Genomic DNA, 22,524 nt, shown 5'->3' on the forward strand with positions numbered 1-22,524 from the left:
CCGATTCCTCCCTTCAAGCCTTAATTGTAACGCAGAAACCGCCATATTCTTCGAATTTCGGCAAAGACGGAGATGTAAAACAACGCCAGAATGAAAAACAGGATATAAAACCTTACGGGGATGCGGACATGACCGTCGCTTGTCGGCGTCTTCACCGCATCGACGTAGGTTTCCGGCTTGGGATACATGAACGGTAGATTCATCTGTACCTTTTTCATTCGTTCAAGGCTGTTCTTGATTTTGTCCGCTTCGTCTTTTTCCGGCAATGCCGCCGCGGCCGCTTCGGCTTCGGCCATATGGCTTCTCCATGCTTGGTATTCGCTGACGATATCCTCATCCGTATCGCGAACCGTTCCTTCCAGCTCGATCTTGCCCCGGCCGCCCATCTGTTCGGCCTGCTTTTGATTCGCAAGGACGATCAACTGCTTGCCGTTCAACTCTCCCACAAATACATATCCGGTTATAACCGAATCCGGTCCCTGCTTTTGCGCTTCATCTTCTTTCAAATAACGGATATCCCCTTCATCCTCTTCATCCTCTTCCTTCGTCGTCACCTGAACCACGCCGGTATATTGCGCATTTTCAAGCGCGAGACGAACGCCGTCCACCTTCGCGGGCAGCCGGCCGAGTTCGTCGACGGAAGCCACCGTTCGGATTTCGAGCGGTTTATCGGCATGGGCGAAATAACCGGTCAGGCTTTCCCCCGTGTACTTCGCAAAAGAGGATGCCGCATAAAGATGCAAAATGACAAGGATGACCAGGCTGACCCATTTCCCCGAGAGCAGAAAATAAGCGCCCTGCTTGAGCCTTAGGCCAAGAGGTTTGCTGCCCAGCGCCCGCAGCAGCTTTTTCCGTTCCGATTGTTTGCCGCCGGCAGGCCGGGCCTTCAGCGCGTCCAGCTTTTGCATGTCGATGTCCGCCAGGGCCAACACGGCTTCAATATCGTTTGGCTGTTCGTCCGCGATCCGTTTGAACATGCCGCGCGCCTTATCCAGCTCTCCAAGCTTCATGTAACAGCGCCCGGCAATGGAAAGCGCCAACCTGTTGGAAGGGTTACGCTCCAAAATGAGATTTGCGTCCTGGAGGCTTTCGTTAAGGTTGCCTTGATCAAGCCAAAACCGTGCCCGGTGCAGGTATCCGTCAATTTCGTCAGGCTGAAGCCGGATCAATTCGCTGCTTGCCTGAAGCGCTTTATCCCGCTCTCCCGTCTGCACGTAACATTCCGTAAGCAGCCGGACGACATCCGGATCGGCCCCGAACATGCCTGCCGCTTCTTCAAGCAGCTCCGCCGCCGACTCGTAATCTTGTTCCAGCATCAGCAGCAGCCCTTTTTCCCGCAACCACAAAAAATCCTCCACATCGGCATCCTGTGCCTGCAAAAGCGCCGAATATCCCATATGCAGCAGCGACGGTTTCTCCACCGCATAGGCGTATACGTTCGGGAATTCGTCCTTGAACTCTTCCGGATCCTCCGCAGCCATTTCGCTCCAATGAAAAGTGCCTTCCAGCATCGTCCAAACGGCTTCGGGCACAAAATGATGATCATCCATGAAATAAAGCAGCCGGCCGGATACATTGGACTGGATGCTTACGTTCCAGATGGCGTCGGAATGAAGCAAATCCATCCACCGGTTCGGATCGATCCGCGAAGGAAAATCCTCGTACAGCCGTTCGATCCGTTCCATGAAGGATTCCGTCGGATCGGCTTGCTCGAGGGGCAGGGGCTGGCCAAAATCGGCAACGCGGCGGTGAACGTACGTCATTTCGGTCTCGGGCTCCGAAGCAGCCCCATCCTCCTCCTGTCCGTCTTCGTCCAGGTCGAACATCTCGCCATGCCAGGCTTTATGGTGCTGCTCCAATTCCGTCTCCGTTTCAAAATAAGCCGATGTCCCGTCTTCCTCCCGCAGCCCTTCCGGTTCCGCGGAAGCCGCGCTTGCCGTTTGTTTCCGCTGCCGCTTTGCTTCCTTCAGGGCGAAATCATACGCCTCCCTGAGCCGCTGATACCCTTCCGGATCGTCCTCGGGATGATGCTGCTTCAGTTTGGCCGCATATGCCTTTTTGATCTTGGCGGTATCATCCGTCTCTTCGATCCCGAGGATATTCCAAACTTGCATTAATAGTCACGCCACCTTTCAAGCTCCTCCAGCTGTTTCTTTAAGACCGCCGCCGCCTTTTTGACGTCCTGCTCGTTTTGGGAGGCAAGCACCTGCTCGAATCTTTGCAGCAAAAACGCGATCTCCGAGCGTCTTTCGCCCAGCGATTCCTCGTAAAGCCGCTCCCCTTTCGCCAGCAGCAGCCGGTTTTCCGCACGTTCGCGGGGATGGATTTTGATGTCTTTCAGCTGCTGCAGCCGTTCTTCGATTTCCTTTTGCGACAGTTTGCCGGGATTTTTTTCGATGACGGTTCTTTGTTTGAGGCCTGTGCTCAGCACGGTAACCTCGACTTCCAAAATTCCGTTGATGTCATACGTAAACCTGACGTCGATCGACTGGTTCCCCGCTTCATCGGCCGGGATCTGGACCTCCAGCTCGCCAAGGCGGATATTGTTGTCCACTTTTCGGCTTTCGCCTTGGTAGATCACGACGCGAATGCTTTTTTGCTGATCGTGGATGGTGCTGTAGGTTTCGACCTTGCTCACCGGAATCGGCGTGTTCCGCTCGATGATCGGGCTGAAATGGCCGCTGTCGAATTGGCCGCCGCCCAGCGGCTTCGTCGTTTCGATGCCAAGCGTATAAGGACATACGTCCGTCAGCACGACCTCTTTGAGCGCCTCGTCCCTCTGCTTGAGGGCCACCTGGATCGCCGCGCCCAACGCCACCGCCTCATCCGGGTTGATCTGGTTGAACGGCAGCTTGCCGAACATGCGGCTGACGACCGATTTGATGACCGGCATACGCGTGGCTCCGCCGATTAAAATGACCGCATCGAGTTCGTCCGGCGTAAGCGAGGCGTCGCGCAGCGCGCGTTCGATCGGATGGCGCAGCCGAAGCATCAGCTGGCCGGCGATTTTCTCGAATTCGTTCCGGTCGATGGTCGATTCGTATTCCTTCCCGCCACAAGTAAAGCTCATTTCCCCGTATGTACCGTTTCCGATGCCGCGCTTGCATACTTCCGCTTGCTTGAACAGCGCGGATCGTTCCTTCGCTTCCAAGGCATGAATGTCGATGCCGTGCCTTTCCGCAAACCAGGATGCAAGGAGCTCGGTAAAATCCTCGCCGCCCAAATAATTGTCGCCGGCAATCGACTGGACTTCCATGACGCCCTCGAAAAATTCCAAAATCGACACGTCAAACGTGCCCCCGCCCAGGTCAAATACAAGAAACTTCGTTTCCGACTGCTGTTGATGCAGCCCGTACGCGATGGCGGCGGCCGTAGGCTCGCTGATCAGCCGCTCCACCTTCAGCCCGGCGATTTCCGCGGCCCGCTTCGTCGCCTTGCGCTGGGTATCGTTGAAGTACGCCGGAACGCTGATGACCGCCTCCGTCACCTCTTGTCCGAGATAGGCTTCCGCATCCGCCTTCAAAGCTTTGACGACAAAAGAAGAAAGTTCTTCCGGCGAAAACGAATATCTGCCGAGACGGAACACCTTTTCCGTCCCCATATATCTTTTGAACGCCGCGGCCGTCAGCTCGGGGTGGGTGATCAGCCGTTCCTTGGCGATTTGCCCGACCAAAATTTCCCCGTTTTCGTCCACGCTGACGATGGACGGCGTTAGCCGCTCTCCGAGCACGTTCGGAATAATCACAGGTCCGCCCTCCGTCCAGCAGGCCGCAAGGCTGTTCGTTGTTCCTAAATCGATGCCTATCATTGTCACGAAAAATTACCTCATTCCACAAACGATTTTTATAGGGATATGCGCATGAAAAACGGCAGGTTTCCAAAAAAATGGGACACAATCTTTATTATAACAAGCAATCCTTCCCCTAAAGTAGTTGCAAAAGTAACATAAAGCGGTGGAAGTTCACCCTTAAGCTGCTTCATATTTGAGTAGATTAGGCCATTCAAACTAGATTCAGCATAATCTGATTTTCCTAAAAGCGGTTTCGAATATGGAACGGAGATCACCTCCGCAAGCTTCGGCAGCATCCGGCCTTCGATCCCAAGCCGTTTGACCGCGATGCTCCTTCTCGGAAACCGAACGCGTATTTTTCGTCGACGAGAAATACCGTATTGTCCCAGCCAAGCCCCGGCGTCCTTATCTAAAATTTTCTTATCCTGAAATATTTTGTTCGTTTATCTTTTTCCGTGTTAGAATGAATGAGTCGACTTTACTTTAACACATTCGAGGTGTACATCGTGTGATGGCATGGATCGATTTATTCGTTTGCATCCTTTTATTGGCTTTGCTTGCGTATGTATTTATTTCCGTCACGATCACCGTCCTGCATAAGGTTTATCTCATGTTTCATTTCTTCATGACGTTATGGCCGCTTTGCCAGTTCGCCATCCAGGTGACGGATTCCCCGAGGCTCCAACTATTATACGTGAAGATCGCATTCGTGGATCTGGCGCTGTTGGCGGTGGGGTGGCTGTTTTTTACCCTTCTGCTGACGAAAAGGACGCTGCCCGTCCGCAAAGGACTTCCCGTGCTGATCGCCCTTCCGGCATGTCTTGCCGCAGCCATCGTCATCACGAATCCGAACGGAATGTTCGTGCAGCCGCTGCACGGCCAATACGCCGAACGTAGTTACGGACCGCTTTTTTGGCTGACGTCTTTGGTGCTGATTGGGTATGGGGTCGTTTCGCTGTGGGTGATTCATTCCGCGTTGTCGGCCAGCCGGGCAGACCGGATCAAAAAGCAGGTCACGCAAGTGCTCCGCGGAATGGTCGTCGTCATGGCGTTTATTGGCGCGGATATTTTGGTGAACGTCGTCTTTCGCGTTTCCTCCATGGTCATTCCCGGGCTGACGTCGGCGGGCATTTTGCTTTCAGCTGTCTTTTTTATCGTCGCCATACATCGGGACAAGGTTTTTGATTTGCTGAAAATCGCCCACCAAGACATTATCAATACCATCAATCTGGGCATCCTGGTGCTGGACGATAACGAAATCATCGTGGAGACGAACCGTTCGCTGCCTGCCTTTTTGGATTTGCACATCGGCGACCGGTTTGAAATCGCGGATATTTTGCCGGATGCAGGCACCGGCACGTCGGGCACGTTCATTGCAAAATACAAAAACGATCCGCTCGAGAGCCCGGAAATCGACGTTTTATACGAGAAGGGCGACAGGCGTCATGTTCATATCCACGTTTCGCCCATCGTCGTCGGCGGGACGCGCGTCGGACGGATCATAACATTCCAGGACCGAAGCCGTCTGCGCCAGCTCATCGAAGAAACGGCAAAGCAAAACGAGATCCTGCAGGAACGCAATCAAACGTTAAGCGAGATGCAGCAGGAGCTGCACCTCACGAATCAGAAGCTTCAGCAAATGGCAATTACGGACGGCCTGACCGGCTGCTTCAATCGAAATTACATAACCCAGCAATTAGAGCAAGAAGTCAGAAATCATATCGAACGGCATATCCCCTTTTCCATCCTGTTGTTGGACATCGACTTTTTTAAGCTGATCAACGACCGGTACGGGCACTTAACCGGGGATGAGGTCATCTGCAGCACGGTCAACGTCATAAAGCAAACCCTTAGGGATACCGATATTTTGGCCCGCTTCGGCGGCGAAGAGTTCATCGTCTATCTCCCCTTTACCAGTTCGGAAGCGGCGCTGGATCTGGCCGAGCGGATTCGTGCGGCCGTTGAAGCGAATAAAATGATGGTGCCCGGCCTGAAAAACGCATTATCCGTGACGGTAAGCATCGGGCTGTTGTCCGTCGATCGTTTCCCGCTCGATTTGTTCCCGGGCTCCATGACCCTGATCAGCGAGCTGTTCCAATCGGTCGACCATGTGTTATACCAAGCGAAAAGGGAAGGCCGGAACCGTGTGGTGAGGGCCTCGAAATGAGCTTTTGGGGCTGGCTGGCTCAACCGGCGGTTGAACCCGGGAAAAAGTCAATTTCAAAGTTATTGTCCGCTCCAATGCCCGCCGCTACAATGTGGTACATAAAGGAGCGTGGCATATGTTGAAAGAAACTTTGGCGAGAAACATCGTTAGATACCGGAAAGAACGGGGATTAACGCAAGAGGAGCTGGCCGCACGGCTTGGCCTCTCCTTTCAAGCCGTATCCAAATGGGAAAATGCACAGTCGTTGCCCGAGCTATCCCTGTTGCCGGCGTTGTCCGAAACGCTGCAGGTCGGCATCGACAAGCTTCTGGGCTACCTTTCTTACGACAAGGCGGTTACGGTTTATGAAGAGGAATACAAAACGCCGGATTACATTTGGGGTCTGGAACCGAACAGCGCATGTTATCAGGTCCTGCAGCTCATGCCCCCGACGAAGCGCTTGAAATTGCTCGACATCGGGTGCGGCGAAGGGAAAGACGCGGTGTTTTTTGCGAGAAACGGCTACGACGTCACCGCATTCGACATTACGGATGCCGGAATCTCCAAAACGAAAAGGCTCGCCGAAAAAACCGGCGTCCGCGAATTAATCGGACATTACCGCGACTGGTTCCTGCATGAAAGCTCCGAAGTCGTATTTGACTGCAATTCATCGGGCGTTCCGCACCAGCACGCCATGACGAAATTGATCGCCCGAAAAGTCTCCGTGTAGTCCGCTGAGCCTTTTCCGGAAAGAAGGCAGCGTTTTGAGGAAGGGGCCAAACGGCCCCTTTGTTTTGAAGGAGTCCTAAAAAACACCCGTGATGACATCCTTTTTAACCAATCGTGGCCTGACTCCCGACGTACATGATCGCAATGACCAAAATGATCGTGATCGTCATCAACGCAACGGGAATCGCCGTTAAGGTGATGCCTGCGATGGCCATCCCCCTGCCGCTTGGCGATCGCCTGGCCCGGATTCCAAGCACAAAACCGAGAAGGCTGACGATAAAAGACAAGAGCATCATGAACATTGCGCCGGCTGGAGCCTCGTAACTGTATCCGGATCCTAAATCCATCGCAAACAACGACATGATAAACATGAGAATCCCGAAGATCCCAAAGATGAGCGAAACGACCGCTTGACCCAGCCTGTCCTTGGGCTGCTTTTTCTTTTTGGTTGCGGGGGCCGGCCTGCCGGCCTGCGGTGCTTGCTTCTGATTGCCGGCAACAGGAGCACGGCCCTGATTCCCGGCAGGCGTACTGCTCGTCCGGGCTTGGCTGCTTGCCGACCGATGGGGTGGCTGCATGATTTAACTGTTCTCCCCTCTTAACGATATAGGTATGTAGAACTACTGATAACGTTTCCATAATACTCCAAAGGTAACACCTTGTCAAAATTTGCTCCTTTTGTCGTATTATAGCGATTGAGAGGGTCTCATCATTGATAGGATTTCTCTTATACGGTGGCACTGCCTCATTTTTTTGAAGCACCGGCCCCTGGTTCATCCGGAGGACACCCCCGCTGGCCGCTAGACATGAAAATACTTTTCTATTACTTTGGCTACGCCGTCGTCATCATTCGACAACGTGACTTCATCCGCCGCGTTTTTTACAGACTCGGGCGCGTTTCCCATGGCTACGCCAAGGCCCGCATATTCCAGCATGTCCATGTCGTTGAAATTGTCTCCGACCGCGATGACCTGCTCCCGCGCCACGTCCCATCGTTCCTGCAAAAACCGGATGGCCGACGTTTTCGAAACGGTACGGTTCATAATTTCCAGGTAGGTAGGTTTGGACCGGTAGATGGCAAGCTCTTCCGCAAACTGCTTTTTCAAAGAGTTTTCCAGCGCCCCGATCTCATCTGCCCCGCCCATGCATAACGCCTTATGGGCCCCATGAAGCGAACTTGCCGGCAAACGGAACATGGCTTCGAAGTCGATGACGGCCGGATCGGTTTTGGCGATATCCCGCTCTTGCAGCGCCCACTCGTCCAGGCTGTCGACATACCAGTCGTCGTCCTTGTAAAACCCGGCATGGATTCGTCCGAGCTTCGCCTGCCGGTATATGTTCTCGATTTGAGCCATGGTCATCGTTTTGTTCCAAAGCGCACGATAGGAGCCTTCCTCCTCCGTTTCGACAACCAATGCGCCGCTGTAGCAAATAATCGGAGTGTCCAGACCCAGCTCCCGATGAATAAACGCAATGCCCTTGGGCATCCTTGCGGAAACCAGCACGACCCGAACGTCGCCGGGCAAGGCGCGAATGGCCCGCTTGGTCCCGGAAGAAATTTCATGGTTCGAATTCAGCAGCGTTCCGTCGATGTCCAGGCACAGCATGTGATAAGTCATTTTCCCCATCCCCTTCGTTCCTCTTCTGCTTCCGGTTCCATTATAACCTAGAGGATGCCCGAAGTAAGACGGGGATTTTTTTAACGGCTTCGGCTACCGGCGTAGGTTTGGACGAAAATGCCATCCCCCTCCAGCCATTCGGCGATCAAAACCTCCCGATAATCGGAAATATGCTGGGTTTGAAGCTGCTTGTGCAGCCAGGCTTCGTCAAAGCCCGCGTCTCGGATTTCGTCCCACAATACGTTTCCGTCGCGAATAAGCGTGACCGGGACATAAACGGGGGTTTCCTGGAGTTTCAAATCTCCCTGCGTCGTTTTCTGATATTTGGACTTTTTCAAAATGCTGAGGGAACCATCGACCTCCAGGTAGCAAAAGGCCACCTCCCGGATCGAAAAGGTTTCGCTTTGGCGAAGCAGGCTTTGCAGCTGATTGAGATTCATCCGGTTTTTTTTCAGTGCTTCATAATCCACGACGCCGTTTTTAATGAGCGCGGACGGCTTGCCCTCGAACATCCCGCGGAAAAACAACGATTTTTGTCCAAGGTATTCCACGACAATGAGCAGCAATCCCCATAAGAAAATGGAATATAAAATGTGAATAAGCCCGATGCCGGGTTCAAACAAGGCGTTGCCAAGCAGCTCCCCAAACACGATGGACGCGATGAAGGCAAACGGCGTGATCTGCCGGATCAGCTTTCTTCCGACGATTTTAACGACGATAAACAACAAAAAAAATCCGACAATCAGCTCAACAGTCAAAGAAGAGAGAGTAATTTCCTTCATATCATAAACCTCGTAGCGATTGTTATTTTGGAGGTACATTTTATGTATTCCCACATTGCGCCCGATATCTACGCTTAGAAAAAAATCGCGGGAAAGCGCCCAAAAAATTTTTTTGTTATTTATTGACAGTTGTATTCGCTTTCATCTACAATGATGGAGGAACGCAATACTCGATATAATTTAAGGGCCATGCATTCCGTAACCGCACACCCGGTATGGAACAACCCCGGTATCTCGATGGAGAAGCCGGGGTTTTTTGTCGCCCTTTTTTAGGAGGTGATCCGGCGGCGACAGCGGACAAGCCTGGAATTCAAACGATTACATAGGAGGTATAACATGAAGAAATTTCTGAAAACGACAGCTGCGCTTGCCCTGGGATTATCGCTGACGTTCGGGCTTTTCAGCCCTGCCCAGGCCGCGCCGGATACCTCGGTATCCAACAAGCAAAATTTCAGCACCGACGTCATCTATCAAATTTTCACCGACAGGTTTTCGGACGGCAATCCCGCCAACAATCCGACCGGCGCGGCGTTTGACGGAACCTGCACAAACCTCCGGCTGTATTGCGGCGGCGACTGGCAGGGCATCATCAACAAAATCAACGACGGTTACCTGACCGGGATGGGCGTTACCGCCATCTGGATCTCCCAACCGGTCGAAAACATCTACAGCATCATCAATTATTCCGGCGTAAACAACACGGCCTATCACGGCTACTGGGCTCGGGACTTCAAGAAGACGAATCCGGCCTACGGCACGATTGCGGACTTCCAGAACCTGATCACCGCCGCGCATGCAAAAAACATCAAAGTCATTATCGACTTTGCCCCGAACCATACGTCGCCCGCCTCGTCCGACCAGCCTTCCTTTGCGGAAAACGGCCGGCTGTACGATAACGGCACGCTGCTCGGGGGATACACGAACGATACGCAGAACCTGTTCCACCATAACGGCGGCACGGACTTTTCCACGACCGAAAACGGCATATACAAAAACCTGTACGATCTCGCCGACCTGAACCGTAACAACAGCACCGTGGACGTCTACTTGAAGGACGCGATCAAAATGTGGCTGGACCTCGGCATCGACGGCATCCGCATGGATGCGGTGAAGCATATGCCGTTCGGCTGGCAGAAGAGCTTTATGGCTGCCGTCAACAACTATAAGCCGGTCTTTACCTTCGGCGAATGGTTCCTGGGCGTAAATGAAGTGAGTCCGGAAAACCATAAGTTTGCCAACGAATCCGGCATGAGCCTGCTAGATTTCCGTTTTGCCCAAAAGGTGCGGCAGGTGTTCCGGGACAACACCGACAATATGTACGGCCTGAAGGCGATGCTGGAGGGCTCCGCAGCCGATTACGCCCAGGTGGATGACCAAGTGACGTTCATCGACAACCATGACATGGAGCGTTTCCAAGCAAGCAATGCAAACCGCCGGAAGCTGGAGCAAGCGCTTGCGTTCACGCTGACCTCGCGCGGCGTCCCCGCCATTTATTACGGCACCGAGCAGTACATGTCGGGCGGGACCGATCCGGACAACCGGGCGCGGATCCCTTCCTTCTCCACGTCGACGACCGCCTATCAGGTCATTCAAAAGCTGGCGCCGCTGCGCAAGTCCAACCCGGCCATCGCCTACGGATCGACGCAGGAGCGCTGGATCAACAACGACGTGCTCATTTATGAGCGCAAATTCGGCAGCAACGTTGCCGTCGTTGCCGTCAACCGCAATTTGAACACGCCGGCTTCCATTTCGGGACTTGTCACTTCCCTGCCGCAAGGCAGCTACAACGACGTCCTTGGCGGCCTTCTGAACGGCAACACGTTATCGGTAGGCTCCGGCGGGGCCGCCTCCAATTTCACGCTTGCGGCCGGCGGCACGGCGGTGTGGCAGTACACCGCGGCAACGGCGACGCCGACCATCGGGCATGTCGGGCCGATGATGGCCAAGCCGGGCGTGACGATCACGATCGACGGCCGCGGCTTCGGCTCTAGCAAAGGCACCGTCTACTTCGGTACGACGGCGGTGAGCGGGGCGGACATCACGTCTTGGGAAGACACGCAGATCAAAGTGAAAATTCCGGCCGTCGCAGGCGGCAACTACAACATTAAAGTCGCAAACGCCGCCGGAACGGCAAGCAATGTGTATGACAACTTCGAGGTATTGTCCGGAGACCAGGTCAGCGTCCGCTTCGTGGTCAACAACGCGACGACGGCCCTTGGGCAAAATGTGTACCTGACGGGCAGTGTCAGCGAGCTGGGGAACTGGGACCCGGCAAAAGCAATCGGGCCGATGTACAATCAGGTCGTTTACCAATATCCAAACTGGTATTATGACGTCAGCGTTCCGGCCGGCAAAACGATCGAATTCAAGTTTTTGAAAAAACAAGGCTCCACCGTCACGTGGGAAGGCGGCAGCAACCACACCTTCACCGCGCCGTCCAGCGGCACCGCGACCATTAACGTGAATTGGCAGCCATAAGGCGTGAGGGATAGGCGGCTACATTCATCGGGAAAGGCGACTATATGACGTCCGTTCCGTGAGCAACCGCCCATCGCTCCGTTCAAACCGCCACAGGCTGATCTTCAGCCAAAAAAGAGGGGACCTTTCCCCTCTTTTTTATTTTCCGTTAACCAAATGGTATTCCCAAAAATCACGTTCCCCCACAAGCTCCCTCCCCTCTAAGTAAACCCAACCAGGTGATCCATAGCGTGCGGTTGCCTTTAATCCCGGTATCAAAATGTATCCTACCTTACAAAAATGTTCCGATCATACAAAATAGTGCGTACTACTCAAGCGTAATAGAACCTGATAACCTACATACAGAACGATCGATCCAGATTTCAACAAACGGCACGGTCGTTTAAAAAAATGGTGTGCGGGGTGCGAGAATATGCAAGAATATCAACTGACTTTGAAAGATAAGCGGATCGTATGGGGGAAGGCGATCGACCTTGAGCCTCTCTATTTGGCAAATATCCTGGCGAACGGCCGCGAGTTTACAGTAGATCTCGGTCAGCTTTTTAGAGGGCAACGCTTTTATATCGGCCGCAAGAAAGCGACAATGCCGGTGCCGTGAAGCGAACCTCCATGGCTGTTGACATCCATATTCGGCAGCCCTACATCAAGCTATTTCGAAATATACAAGATGATATTCAGTCATCCGGATCAGGAGCAGGAAGGAGACTTACCGTGACTAAGCAGCAAAAATTGTTGACATTCAATTTATTTTTATTGACCTTCGTACTGGGAACCAGTGAATTTGTGATGGTCGGATTATTAACCGAAGTGGCCGAGGACATGAAGATCGCCATCTCGGCCGCAGGCTCCCTGGTATCGGCTTTTGCTTTGTCTTTTGCCATCGGTACGCCGATCTTTACGGCTTTATTCAGCCGGTTCTCCAAGCGCCCGCTCATCCTTGCTTTGATCGGCGTATTTATATTCGGGAACATGATAACCGCTATATCGGGATCGTACGGATTGCTTCTGGCGTCCAGAGTGATCACGGCCGTGGTTACGGGCGTCTTGATTGGACTCGCGATGGCGGTGGCCAGCGAAACGATGCCTCCAGAAAAAAGAGGGCCGGTGATCTCCATCATCTTTACGGGCTTTACGGTGGCAAGCGTTCTCGGCGTCCCCCTCGGCACTTCCATCGGGCAATGGGGCGGATGGCATTTGTCCTATTGGTTTACCACGTTATTGGGAATCGTGTCTCTGTTGGCAAGTTATGCAACCATTCCTAAGGGGTTAAAAGGAGCTCGGAGTTCGCTCAAAAAACAACTCAGATTATTCGCCTATCCTAGAATTGTGCTTGCTTTCTTTATCCCTGCGTTAAGCATTGGAGCAACTTATAGCGTTTATACCTATTTAGCCCCATTGCTTCAGGATGTGCTGTTGGTTCCGGCACAGTATATCAGCCTCGTCTTTTTGCTGTACGGCGTCGTGTCCATCTTCAGCACGTTAATTGGCGGAAAGTTGGCGGCCCGTCATGGGACGGGAAAAATACGCTTCGTATTCCTGGCTCAAGCGGTCATTCTCGCGTCGCTTTTTGTCTCATCCGGCTCACTTGTCGGGGGACTTATCAGCATCTCATGCATGGCTCTCGTCGTTTACCTCATGAACTCAACGATGCAGTTGTACTTCATTGATTGGGCCGGTCGGCATGTTCCGGAAGCCAGGGATTTGGCTTCGTCCTTAACCTCCGTATCCATCAATGTTGGCATTGCGATGGGATCCGCCTTGGGAGGGTTTGTCACAACGAATATGAAGCTTATTGATCTGTCCTGGTCCGGGGGAATCGTTGCCGTCTTGGCAGCCGTGCTGGCTTTTATCAACTATCGTTTGGAGCGAGGAGACCGCAGCGCAAGTGCACTTAAAGAGGAAACCGGGCTAAGCGGCCAATACGGGGAAAGCATGTAATATAGGAACATCAGGTTTAGAGGTACCCTTCCTGGGTACCTCTTCAACTTCCAGTACCTTCAGCTAATCAATCAGGTATGGTGAACAAGCAACGGACAACGAGCCGCGTTGAATTCATTTCTTAGGCATGCTTTTGATTGGTGCGCGATACTTCATCGGGGTAGCTTTCGATATAAGCGGTGCCAAAATCGCACAAAATCAAGAGCATGGGAGCCAGTTGTTTGCCCAACTCGGACAAATCGTATTCCACTTTCGGCGGTGACACCGGATACACCTTGCGGCTAATGAGTCCGTCGCTTTCAAGCATTCTAAGCTGCATCGTAAGCATGCGTTGCGTCGCGTCGGGAAGCAGCCGCCGCAGCTCATTATACCGGATCGGCCCCTTGGCCAGTTCGTTTAAAATAGCTATTTTCCACTTGCCGCTGACTAAGCTGAGGACGATTTCGGAGGTGCAGCGATAGGTTTTATCTCTAAACGTTATCATCTGTCAACACATCCCTTTCTTTGAAATGAAGAAAGACCATTTGTGAATTACTTCAGTTTTTGCAACATCCTCACTTATGACGAATTCTGAATCGATCATTCCATATATTAATTTCAACCTTGCTCCCTTGTCAAGGACTTATGGATCGATTAGTATATAAAAAATAAAGGAGGTCTTCTTATGCCACGAACGGGACGCCCGCGCGCATTTAACCGTGACGAGGCGGTTGCCGCCGCGATGGTGCTTTTTTGGGAACACGGCTATGAATCCACTTCACTCGCTCAGCTGCGCGCTGCGATGGGAAATATATCGGCGGCGAGTTTTTACGCGGCATTCGATTCCAAGGAATCGTTGTTCCGCGAAGCGGTGGACAAATATCTCTCTACTTATGGACAAGTGTCGGAATGTTTTAGGGATACGAGTCTGACATCAAGAGCAGCCATGGAACAGGGTTTGCGGCAATCGGCGCGGATGCAGACGGAGCACTCCCATCCACTAGGTTGTCTGTTGATTTTGTCCGCGGTAAACTGTTCTCCCGGGCACCATCACATTCAGGAGATCCTGGCCAAGGAACGGGAAAAGGTTCACGGTTGGCTGAAAGATTGCATCGAACGGGCCGTTGTCAACGGGGAGCTGCCCGATTCAACGGATATCCCCATGCTGGTGACGTTATTTGAAACATTTCTTCGAGGAATTTCCTTACAAGCCCGGGACGGTGTCCCATACGAAACCATTGACGCTGCCATCACTCAACTGATGAGCGTATGGGATGCGCTATCCGCCAATCCGCGCGATCTAAGGGACAAAAGGCTATGACGCCCGCGGCGCGCTTTCCACGACGGCTGAAGAACATGGATGAAAAAAACGGCTGAACCCCTCCTTGCCCAGGGCAGCCGTTACTTTGATGGCTCCTATGATCATCGTCATTTGTCGTCTGAATCAAAGGCGTCATCAAGCATATCCCTTTTGATCATTCGACCCATAATCTTTTAACCCCTATCAGTTCCTGATCGTCAAATTGCATCCGGTACACATCCGGCTTCGATAATTGGAGCAAAAACTCCAAACCGTACCGGCTGTCGTAATGCCCCATCATCAGCGTCATCACGGCGCCGTGGGTGCCAATGGCTATCTTTTGTCCGCGGTAAACCTCCAAAATTTCCTGAAGAACGCCGATCGCCCGCTGCCGGCAGGCCGCGTTCGATTCCCCTCCCGGCAACGCATAATGCGGATCCGCAAACGACCGGTCCAGCAAAGGATACAGCTCCCGATCGGAAATCCGGTGTTCTCCTTCGTCAAATTTCCGTTCTTTAAGCCCTTCGTATACAATGATCTCCTTCCCGGCTTGATCGGCTGACTCCTGTATGGTCATCACCGAGCGGGCGTACGGGCTGGAAACAAAAACGCCGATTTCTTCCTCGCGCAAAAGTTCGGTGACCCGGCGGGCGTCTAACCGCCCTTTTTCCGTGAGCCCTCGCGTGCTCTCCGTTCCGCCCGTTTTGGGCGATTCCCCATGTCTCACCATGTATATGTACGTGTGCACGGTCGCTCCTCCTTTATGTTGGAATCCGAAGCCATATTTCCCTTAAAGCGGCTTCCCAGGCTTTTTCCCCTCCTCGATGCTTCCGCCGATGTAGCACCATGCACCGTTCAGCACCGAAGAGGCTCGTTTTAATAAAAGCACCTTGTATTCATCATCGATTTTTTTCAATAGGACGGCAGCGATTCCGCTGCAAATGACGGGAACAGCATGGTTGGATTCAGCCATCCATCTCTCCTCCTAGCCGTTCGGTTTCCTTTTTGGCATCTTCGAGGATGGCATCCTTCTGGCCGATTAATGCATGGAGCGCCTCATGCACAAACCCGTTTTCGAATTGAGGCAGCGGCTCCGGCAGTTCGTCTTCGTCCAAAACGAAATGCTCCCCGTTCGGAAGAACCAGCAGATCGATGATCAAATCTTCAAAAGATACGGCCTCATCGGTAACGGTCGTGTTCCTCACCAGATTAAAATACGAGCCGAGATAGTTCCCTTGGCGGTCTCTCCAAAAATAAAGGTTATAAGGCCGATCGATCCAATAATAAGCAATGGTATACGTTCCTTCCGGTATCGTGAGTTCGCTTGCGCCGGCCGGCATCGTAAACGGCTTGTCTACCTGGTGCAGCAGCACGATCTTCGGGAGCTCCATCTTCAAAAGTGTGCAGTCATGATAGGCAACGGTTGCATCATAGCGGATTTTTCGCTCGATAATCGGTTGCCCCTTGTGCAGCGATTGCGCGGGCATGTTGGAAAACCTCCCTATGAAAATGATTTTCAGAGTATTCCTTCTTAATGATGATTATTGTAACAAAGGCGGAGTTCAATTTCTAATGTGGTAATATGGATATGGACAGCTTAGCGGAAACTAACGCAGCCAATTATTGGGAAAGGATCCGAAGATGAAGGTCATTACTTTATGCGGTTCAACTAAATTCAAACATGAATTCGCTGCATAAAACGGCCGGGCAAGTCGCGCAAGAAGTAGAATTTAAATAGCGCCCGTACAAACATAAGGCTCACGCTGCAGAACGCAGCATGAGCCTTACGTTGATGTTTGTATGCTTGACCTGCAGACGGCCGCCCGTCAAACCTGTACAAGCTCGTTAGGCTTCCGGGGAAGGCCCCACGACGGTCAGCATGAAAAACGAGGTCTGGAATCTTCCGCTTTCGGGAACGATGCACATCAACCGCTGCCCTTCGGCAAGATGCCCTTCGTTCAACAGCTCCTCCAGCATGATATAAATCGAAGCCGCGCCCGTATTCCCTTTCGTGTACAAATTCGTAAACCATTTTTCCTCCGGAATGTTCACGCCGCCAAGCTCAAACATCCGGAACAGTTCATCCTTGAAAAAATGCGATGAATAATGGCAAAGCATCCAATCGATATCCTTCGGATCGAATCGCCCCTCCTCCATCAGCTCCAGGAAACGGAAGACGCCTACTTTGACGATTTCATTAACCAGCCGGACGTCTTGCCGCAAATTAAGCGCACCGCGGTCCGCCGCTTCATGAATCGAAGGGTAATCATGCCAGGACGAAAGTCCGTCCTCCTTATTCATGCCCGAATACATGCAGACTTCGTATTGATTCGCAAAGGACCTGTTATCCATCCAATCGATGCGCAGCGATAAGCCCGTACGGTTCGGGGTGTTTTGCAAGACGGCCGCCCCTGCTCCATCCGATATCATAAACCGCAAAAAATCGGTATCGAACGGAACGCGGCTGTTGGTGTAGATCCCCTGCGCTTCAAACTTGGTATGCTTAAACTCTCGGCTGTAAAACTCGCTTCCGCAAGAGACGGCGGCGTCATGCTCGCCCGATTTGATTTGTACGTATGCATTTTTAAGCGCTTGGGTTCCGCTTACGCATAAACCGGAATGCGAGGCGATTTCCATCGCGGGCAAGCCGGTTTCGCCGTGCACCATGCTTGCAAACCCGGGCAAAAGCAAATCGGGTCTGGTCGTCCCGGCCGCCAGAAACCCGATCTCCCGTTCCGTTACGTTCGTATTCCGTTCCAGCGCGTCGCGAATCGCCAAAGCAGCCATTTCGGCATTCGAATATAAACTTTTTTGATTTTTATCCATCGCATAATACCGGTATTTGATTTGATTTTTCTCCAGAATGATCCGTTTTGTTTTGGAAGGTTTGCCCCCGATTTTGCCGATATAATCCTCGATTTCATCATTGCTTACCGGAGATCCCGGCAGGAACTTTCCAACACTTGTAATATAAACCTGATTCATAGAACACCTCTCAAATTCTAGTATATACCGTTATTATCATAGATGTTCTATCAATTGTAAAGTATTGGAATTCATTCTTGATACTCCCATTCAGCATGAGAGGATTACGAACTTCTTTTCAATGGCCATCTTGAACTTTTACGACAACGTTTCCAAATAGCCGATCGTCGATATAAGTTTCCAGCTTCCATAAGCCTGCGGTTGGAAACTCCATTAAAGAGGGAACATGCGTATCGGCGCCGTTGTGGGGGTTCACCCCAAATTCGGGATATTCCCATGTTTTTTCGTCGGAGGCAATCAATATTTGATGTTTTTCTCCCTTTTCATTGATTCCGATGATTTTTAGTTTTCCCGCCACTTCTTCTGCGCTTCCCCAAAAATGCCACATATATTTATTGCTTTGCCCTGCAACAATGGGCTTAAATTCAGCCGGCTTCCCATCTTCCACGGAATAGGAGTCGATCAAAAAGCCAAGCCTGCCTTCTTCGCCCCGCAGGACGTATTTGCTCTTTTTTCCGTCACTTGCGGTATAGGGGATTTCAAAAGTCGGACTCTCTTGCCAGTCTTGGCTTTCAGTGCTAGTGCAGCCCGTTAAGCTCATGCCCAGTATGAAAAGAAGCATCGGAACGAAATGGGGGATGATTTTTCATCGTCGAACCTCCACATAAAATATTCGGCTTCCTTGGGTCGGTTTACAAATATGTATGCTTACCTTCTTCTATTTTAATTTCCAATCGCTATTTTGGCATTAGAAAAAGGCGTAGAGGCCGTTCGCAAAGTACTCGTATTCTTCCTTGGTGATCCGGTTGCCATAACCGTCAAAAAAAGCGCGATAGTCCAGGGTCGTTTGAAAAACATGCGGTTTCGGTCTGATCGCCAGGGCCACGTCGTATCGAGGATCTCCCAAAGCTGCGCCGCTCCAATCAATCATTCCGGATACGCCGCCCTCGTGCACCAATACATTGTCAATGGTAAAATCGCCATGGATCAACGTTTGTTCAATTTTCGCCGGCCTTGCGGTTTTTAAACTTTCAAGCAATGCCGGACTGCCGTCCACCTCGAAATGTCCCAAATGGCGTTCGGCTTGTTTGAACATACGATCAAGCCATGTTTCCTCGTTTTTCAGTTCTTCCGGACAAGGAGTCATGTGAAGATTCCGTAGGCTTTTTCCAACCTGAAACAGAATGTCATATCTGGCGGAAGGATCGTTTTCATGGGTTAAGGTTCGGCGCAGCGTTTCTCCCGGAAGGCATTCCATCAAGAGCCAGCTCTGCATTTCCTGATTTTTATCTTCCCGCTCTACATATTGATAGACCTTGGGGACGCGAAGATTCGTTTGCAACAAACATTTTAAGATGAACGATTCTCTTTTCAGCCATTCGTTGTAGTGTGTTCCCTTCGTTCTTTTTAGGACAACACGCCCTTTTTCGGTATCGATGGTTCCGACGTCCGAGGTATGCCCCTGCCTGGGAAAGCTGATTTTGCCGACCGCGCCGAGTGCATTGAGAATCTCGTGGGGAATTTCTTGCAGGGAAATGGGGAACAACTTGGCACCTCCAGCCATAATCAGGGTTAAAAAAATCGGTCATTTAAGCGAAGACGGGCCACTCAAAAAATACAATTTGCCGAGCCATCGGTTGGCGTTCGATAAAAGATCGATAAAAGCAGCTTGCCTTTCTGATGCAAGACGAAGATTCGCCCCCACTAAAACAAAAGGACGCAGCCTGCATAAGCTCGCCCCTTCGTTCCATCGCTAGACGCTATATATGCTTCGCATTAGCTTTTCTGGCGTTCACTCCCGCTCAAGCCCTTGTCCATCGGCCCGATGGCTCTCGATTAACTGCATAGCCCATTGTTCATCAAATCGAAGCTTTTCCAACCGATGCCGGAAAAAGATCTGAATATATTGCTGCTCCCCGCCGGGAATCCGTTCGTCTTTGCTCGCATATTCCAACCGTTCTTCCTCGTGACGAATTTCGTACCGCAAGTAGTCCTTGTATTGGTGCAAAATCAAAAACTGCAATTCCTTGCTGATCAATCCGAAGTTTTTCAGTTTCGTATAAAAATGGAGCTCGTAATCCGGTGAATATGGAATCGGTTCTTCCATCAACCGGAAAAAACGTATTCTGCCTTCGTCCGTAAGTTTATAGGTTTTGATCTTTTTTCCTCTTCCTTGTCGGGCGCCTTCCGGTTGTTCATCGGGAACCTGCTCGATCAGCCCGTCCGCCACCATGCCGTGGATCAGCGGATAAATCGCCCCCCAGCTCACCTTTCGCGTAGGACCGACAATTCCGTTCAAAATCTGATGCAGCAAATAGCCGTGCATCGGGTTATTCATCAATTCGCCGAGTATGAACAATTCGTACAAAACGAATGGCCTCCCTTGTAAGTTCTACTGCTTTTAAGCAATCAACAGTATAACATACGGCTGCCTGAAAAAACAGAAAAGCCGCGGTCGCCGCGGCTTTCCCGGGCCGCATCCGTTTGCGGCCGGTGAGGTGAATCCTCCGAATGGTCTGAACCGCTGTCAGCAGCATTTGGCGGCAGGGAAGCAACGGTTGCGCCAACCTTTCGGCTTAACGATTGCAAACCAAATAGAGGGTATTCCCTTCCGGATCGCTGAAGTGCACAACTTGGGCCGCTTTGCCTTCCACCGCATCATGGAACTCGACGCCGCGGGATTTCAGGGTTTGGATGGCTGACTCCATATCGTCCACTTCAAAACCAATGGACATGCTCCCCGATTTAACCGGCTCGGAACCATGATCTCCGGCCAGGTGCAGCAGTCCGATCGTTAATCCCGGCGCTGCGACTTGGGCAAAATGTCCATCCCCTTCATGCTGCAGCTCCAGTCCCAGAGTATCGACGTAAAATTGCACCGCCTTTTTCATATCCGCTGCCATCACCGTCACGTTTCCGCTTTTCAACATAATAAAATTCCTCCTTATTCGTTCGATCGGTTTTATTATATCAAAATAATATAATAAATAAATATATTTTTTAGATATAATTAATGGGAACTTTAGGATATTTATTAAAAACAAATGGCACCCGTAGGTTCCCCTTGCCATTCGCATGGGAAGCGGAGCCTTGAGAGGCAAATAAAAAAGAGAACGCAACTAGGCGCTCTCTTGCATCTTCGATATTTTCAAGTGAAACGTATTTCAATTGGCGTGTTTTCCCGCGATCCATCCAAAAGCATGAACACTTCGCTTGGATGTTTTAACATCTGACATATTTGCGTTTAAAACCGAGCTGCTGTTTTTCAACCGCTTTTTGAATGCTTTCGGAAGCGTTTAGGATGCTGCTTTTTTTGTTGTCGCGTTTCATTTCCACCGGGCCTACGGCCTTTGCGGTCTCGACCGCCAATTCATGGAGTGGCAGATAGGATACAGCCACGGTGTACATAAAATTATTCATCGCGGATTTTGTGCGTTCTGGAGAATCGTGGATCGTCTTTTTCACCCGCTCCAACATGCCGGCGATTTTGCTTTCGGCAAACTGGACGTCCGGCCGGCTGCCCAAAAGCCAACAATAACAGCTCCAGCCCGCCGACATTTTTAATTCCTCGCCGCTTTCGATCCATTGATCCGCGACTTCTTGCGCAATATCGGTTTCCGCCAAGGTCACCGCCACCACGTAATCGGATAGCATATAAAAATAGGCGCCCTCGATCCAACGCTCAAAATCCGCCGGGGTCATCGCTTTCGGATCCGCAATGATGCCGGCAAAATACATCGCGTCGTAGTTTCCTGTCGCGTATAGCTGTTCGGCTAAAGGCTGATTGATTTTGATTTTCTTGGCAATGGGTTTCATGGCGCCCGTCGCTACGCCAAAAAGCGGCTCGTGCGCTCCATTGGACATATACTGTTTCTTAAGCCGTTCCTTGCCGAGAGCTTCAAGCTCCTGCATGACCGATTCAAAGTTCATCGTTGGCACCGCCTTTTTTCGATTTAAGTTCAGACTTCTTCAATATTGCCCCAGCCACCCAATTTTTCGGCTTCCCGTTCTTTCCCATTTCCTTCGCCCTTATTCTGCAGTCTTCAATGACAGACGATGGAATCATTTAAAGTGCAAGCGTGATTCCGAGCGGTACAAATAATGAAATCATCAAGATAACCCAAAAAGGGAATGAAATCAGGGATGGATATCGATTGGACTATTTGCATAAGCAACAACAATCGTGAATAGCTTAGCATACCACGAAACTCATGATTCCTCCACCCATTAGTCTTTTCCACTTCCCCTTCGACCTTACCTTTTTCGCATAAACGGTTTCAACAAAATTTTTTTGTATGTTTCTCATTCAAAACTAACATCATAAAATAATGCGGAAATATTGACAAATCATTTCGTCGGTCTGCCTCATTGCAACTTCATAGGGCGGTTTACTTCAACGATCATTCGAATTTTTCAGAATAACGTTCAAATAAAAAGAAATCGCCACGTGCTGTTCAAGCAACGTGGCGATTTCTTGTGAGACGGAATTAAGTCGAGATCGCATTAATATCTTTTATATTGATTCTAGTAAGTCTACGAAGTCGAATACCAGTTGTCAAACTTCTCAAATCGGTAAAAAGAGCATTTCCGAAACCATCCATGCCTTCAAAAGTCCCCCGGAAAGCGCCTTGAATTCCTCCACCGTCAAACTGAATTCTAATTCTAGTTCCCGGGCTTAAATTTTCAAGAAATTCCTGGATTCCGCGGCTCCGGTTTCCTGCGCTTTGATTCCCCGCGCTGCGGTTACCGACACTACGATTTCCTCTGCTGCGGTTACC

Annotated in this window: 21 protein-coding genes and 1 pseudogene; 6 read left to right on the top strand and 16 right to left on the bottom strand. The window is 51.1% G+C overall.

Going from position 1 to position 22,524, the window contains the following annotated elements:
- Window positions 1-20 precede the first annotated feature (20 nt).
- Window positions 21-2,114 carry a tetratricopeptide repeat protein gene (locus AC27KL_RS04780; protein ID WP_487169023.1) on the bottom strand — a complete coding sequence of 698 codons (2,094 nt, stop codon included), beginning with the start codon at window positions 2,112-2,114 and terminating at the stop codon, window positions 21-23.
- Window positions 2,114-3,814 (bottom strand): molecular chaperone HscC, encoded by a 1,701-nt coding sequence (locus tag AC27KL_RS04785; protein WP_487169024.1) that lies wholly within the window; start codon window positions 3,812-3,814, stop codon window positions 2,114-2,116. Before AC27KL_RS04785 ends, AC27KL_RS04780 begins: the two co-directional genes overlap by 1 nt.
- A 487-nt stretch (window positions 3,815-4,301) precedes the next feature.
- Here AC27KL_RS04785 and AC27KL_RS04790 point away from each other — a divergent pair, with 487 nt between their 5' ends.
- Together AC27KL_RS04790 and AC27KL_RS04795 are read left to right on the top strand one after the other, a co-directional pair.
- On the top strand, window positions 4,302-5,957 hold the full coding sequence (locus tag AC27KL_RS04790; RefSeq protein ID WP_487169145.1) for a histidine kinase N-terminal 7TM domain-containing diguanylate cyclase: 1,656 nt from the start codon (window positions 4,302-4,304) through the stop codon (window positions 5,955-5,957).
- A gap of 118 nt (window positions 5,958-6,075) precedes the next feature.
- Window positions 6,076-6,666: a class I SAM-dependent methyltransferase gene (locus tag AC27KL_RS04795; RefSeq protein ID WP_487169146.1), complete on the top strand. Its 591-nt coding sequence runs from the start codon at window positions 6,076-6,078 to the stop codon at window positions 6,664-6,666.
- Window positions 6,667-6,769: 103 nt separating this feature from the next.
- Here AC27KL_RS04795 and AC27KL_RS04800 read toward each other — a convergent pair whose 3' ends face one another.
- The 3 genes from AC27KL_RS04800 to AC27KL_RS04810 form a co-directional block, all read right to left on the bottom strand.
- Window positions 6,770-7,243, bottom strand: coding sequence for a hypothetical protein (locus tag AC27KL_RS04800; protein ID WP_487169025.1), 474 nt, complete (start codon window positions 7,241-7,243; stop codon window positions 6,770-6,772).
- A gap of 222 nt (window positions 7,244-7,465) precedes the next feature.
- A complete protein-coding gene (locus tag AC27KL_RS04805) occupies window positions 7,466-8,284 on the bottom strand; it encodes a Cof-type HAD-IIB family hydrolase (RefSeq protein WP_487169026.1) in 819 nt (272 codons plus the stop codon).
- 80 nt (window positions 8,285-8,364) lie between these two features.
- Window positions 8,365-9,066 (bottom strand): DUF421 domain-containing protein, encoded by a 702-nt coding sequence (locus tag AC27KL_RS04810; RefSeq protein ID WP_487169027.1) that lies wholly within the window; start codon window positions 9,064-9,066, stop codon window positions 8,365-8,367.
- Between the two features lie 336 nt (window positions 9,067-9,402).
- Here AC27KL_RS04810 and AC27KL_RS04815 point away from each other — a divergent pair, with 336 nt between their 5' ends.
- From AC27KL_RS04815 to AC27KL_RS04825, 3 genes are all read left to right on the top strand, one after another.
- Window positions 9,403-11,544, top strand: a complete 2,142-nt coding sequence (locus tag AC27KL_RS04815; RefSeq protein WP_487169028.1) for an alpha-amylase family glycosyl hydrolase — start codon at window positions 9,403-9,405, stop codon at window positions 11,542-11,544.
- Between the two features lie 412 nt (window positions 11,545-11,956).
- The gene (locus AC27KL_RS04820; protein WP_487133263.1) at window positions 11,957-12,142 is read left to right on the top strand and encodes a hypothetical protein; all 186 of its coding nucleotides are present in this window, start codon (window positions 11,957-11,959) and stop codon (window positions 12,140-12,142) included.
- A 113-nt stretch (window positions 12,143-12,255) separates the two neighbouring features.
- Window positions 12,256-13,482, top strand: coding sequence for an MFS transporter (locus tag AC27KL_RS04825; RefSeq protein ID WP_487169029.1), 1,227 nt, complete (start codon window positions 12,256-12,258; stop codon window positions 13,480-13,482).
- Window positions 13,483-13,603: 121 nt separating this feature from the next.
- Here AC27KL_RS04825 and AC27KL_RS04830 read toward each other — a convergent pair whose 3' ends face one another.
- Window positions 13,604-13,966 (bottom strand): winged helix-turn-helix transcriptional regulator, encoded by a 363-nt coding sequence (locus AC27KL_RS04830; protein ID WP_487169030.1) that lies wholly within the window; start codon window positions 13,964-13,966, stop codon window positions 13,604-13,606.
- 180 nt (window positions 13,967-14,146) lie between these two features.
- On the opposite strand from AC27KL_RS04830, the gene AC27KL_RS04835 reads away from it, so the two are divergent.
- Complete coding sequence (locus AC27KL_RS04835) at window positions 14,147-14,782, top strand: TetR/AcrR family transcriptional regulator (protein ID WP_339324363.1); 636 nt, start codon at window positions 14,147-14,149, stop codon at window positions 14,780-14,782.
- 154 nt (window positions 14,783-14,936) lie between these two features.
- On the opposite strand, the gene AC27KL_RS04840 is transcribed toward AC27KL_RS04835, so the two are convergent.
- From AC27KL_RS04840 to AC27KL_RS04885, 10 genes and pseudogenes are all read right to left on the bottom strand, one after another.
- Window positions 14,937-15,509, bottom strand: a complete 573-nt coding sequence (locus AC27KL_RS04840) for a histidine phosphatase family protein (RefSeq protein ID WP_487169031.1) — start codon at window positions 15,507-15,509, stop codon at window positions 14,937-14,939.
- Between the two features lie 42 nt (window positions 15,510-15,551).
- Window positions 15,552-15,734, bottom strand: a complete 183-nt coding sequence (locus AC27KL_RS04845; RefSeq protein ID WP_487169032.1) for a hypothetical protein — start codon at window positions 15,732-15,734, stop codon at window positions 15,552-15,554.
- Window positions 15,727-16,248, bottom strand: a complete 522-nt coding sequence (locus AC27KL_RS04850; RefSeq protein WP_487169033.1) for a DUF402 domain-containing protein — start codon at window positions 16,246-16,248, stop codon at window positions 15,727-15,729. The genes AC27KL_RS04845 and AC27KL_RS04850 overlap by 8 nt, the downstream gene beginning before the upstream one ends.
- A 358-nt stretch (window positions 16,249-16,606) precedes the next feature.
- Window positions 16,607-17,746 (bottom strand): beta-ketoacyl-ACP synthase III, encoded by a 1,140-nt coding sequence (locus AC27KL_RS04855; RefSeq protein WP_487169034.1) that lies wholly within the window; start codon window positions 17,744-17,746, stop codon window positions 16,607-16,609.
- Between the two features lie 118 nt (window positions 17,747-17,864).
- Complete coding sequence (locus AC27KL_RS04860) at window positions 17,865-18,347, bottom strand: DUF4871 domain-containing protein (RefSeq protein ID WP_487169035.1); 483 nt, start codon at window positions 18,345-18,347, stop codon at window positions 17,865-17,867.
- Window positions 18,348-18,494: 147 nt separating this feature from the next.
- Complete coding sequence (locus AC27KL_RS04865) at window positions 18,495-19,292, bottom strand: phosphotransferase family protein (protein WP_487169036.1); 798 nt, start codon at window positions 19,290-19,292, stop codon at window positions 18,495-18,497.
- 246 nt (window positions 19,293-19,538) lie between these two features.
- Window positions 19,539-20,114: a PadR family transcriptional regulator gene (locus AC27KL_RS04870; protein WP_487169037.1), complete on the bottom strand. Its 576-nt coding sequence runs from the start codon at window positions 20,112-20,114 to the stop codon at window positions 19,539-19,541.
- A gap of 208 nt (window positions 20,115-20,322) precedes the next feature.
- Window positions 20,323-20,676, bottom strand: a complete 354-nt coding sequence (locus tag AC27KL_RS04875) for a VOC family protein (protein WP_339324356.1) — start codon at window positions 20,674-20,676, stop codon at window positions 20,323-20,325.
- A gap of 292 nt (window positions 20,677-20,968) precedes the next feature.
- On the bottom strand, window positions 20,969-21,676 hold the full coding sequence (locus tag AC27KL_RS04880; RefSeq protein ID WP_487169038.1) for a DNA alkylation repair protein: 708 nt from the start codon (window positions 21,674-21,676) through the stop codon (window positions 20,969-20,971).
- Window positions 21,666-21,955 (bottom strand): annotated as a pseudogene (locus AC27KL_RS04885) (YkvA family protein); the annotation flags it as partial. The pseudogene AC27KL_RS04885 and the gene AC27KL_RS04880, both read right to left, overlap by 11 nt.
- Window positions 21,956-22,524: the final 569 nt, after the last annotated feature.

This window comes from Paenibacillus sp. YAE3, assembly GCF_057546105.1.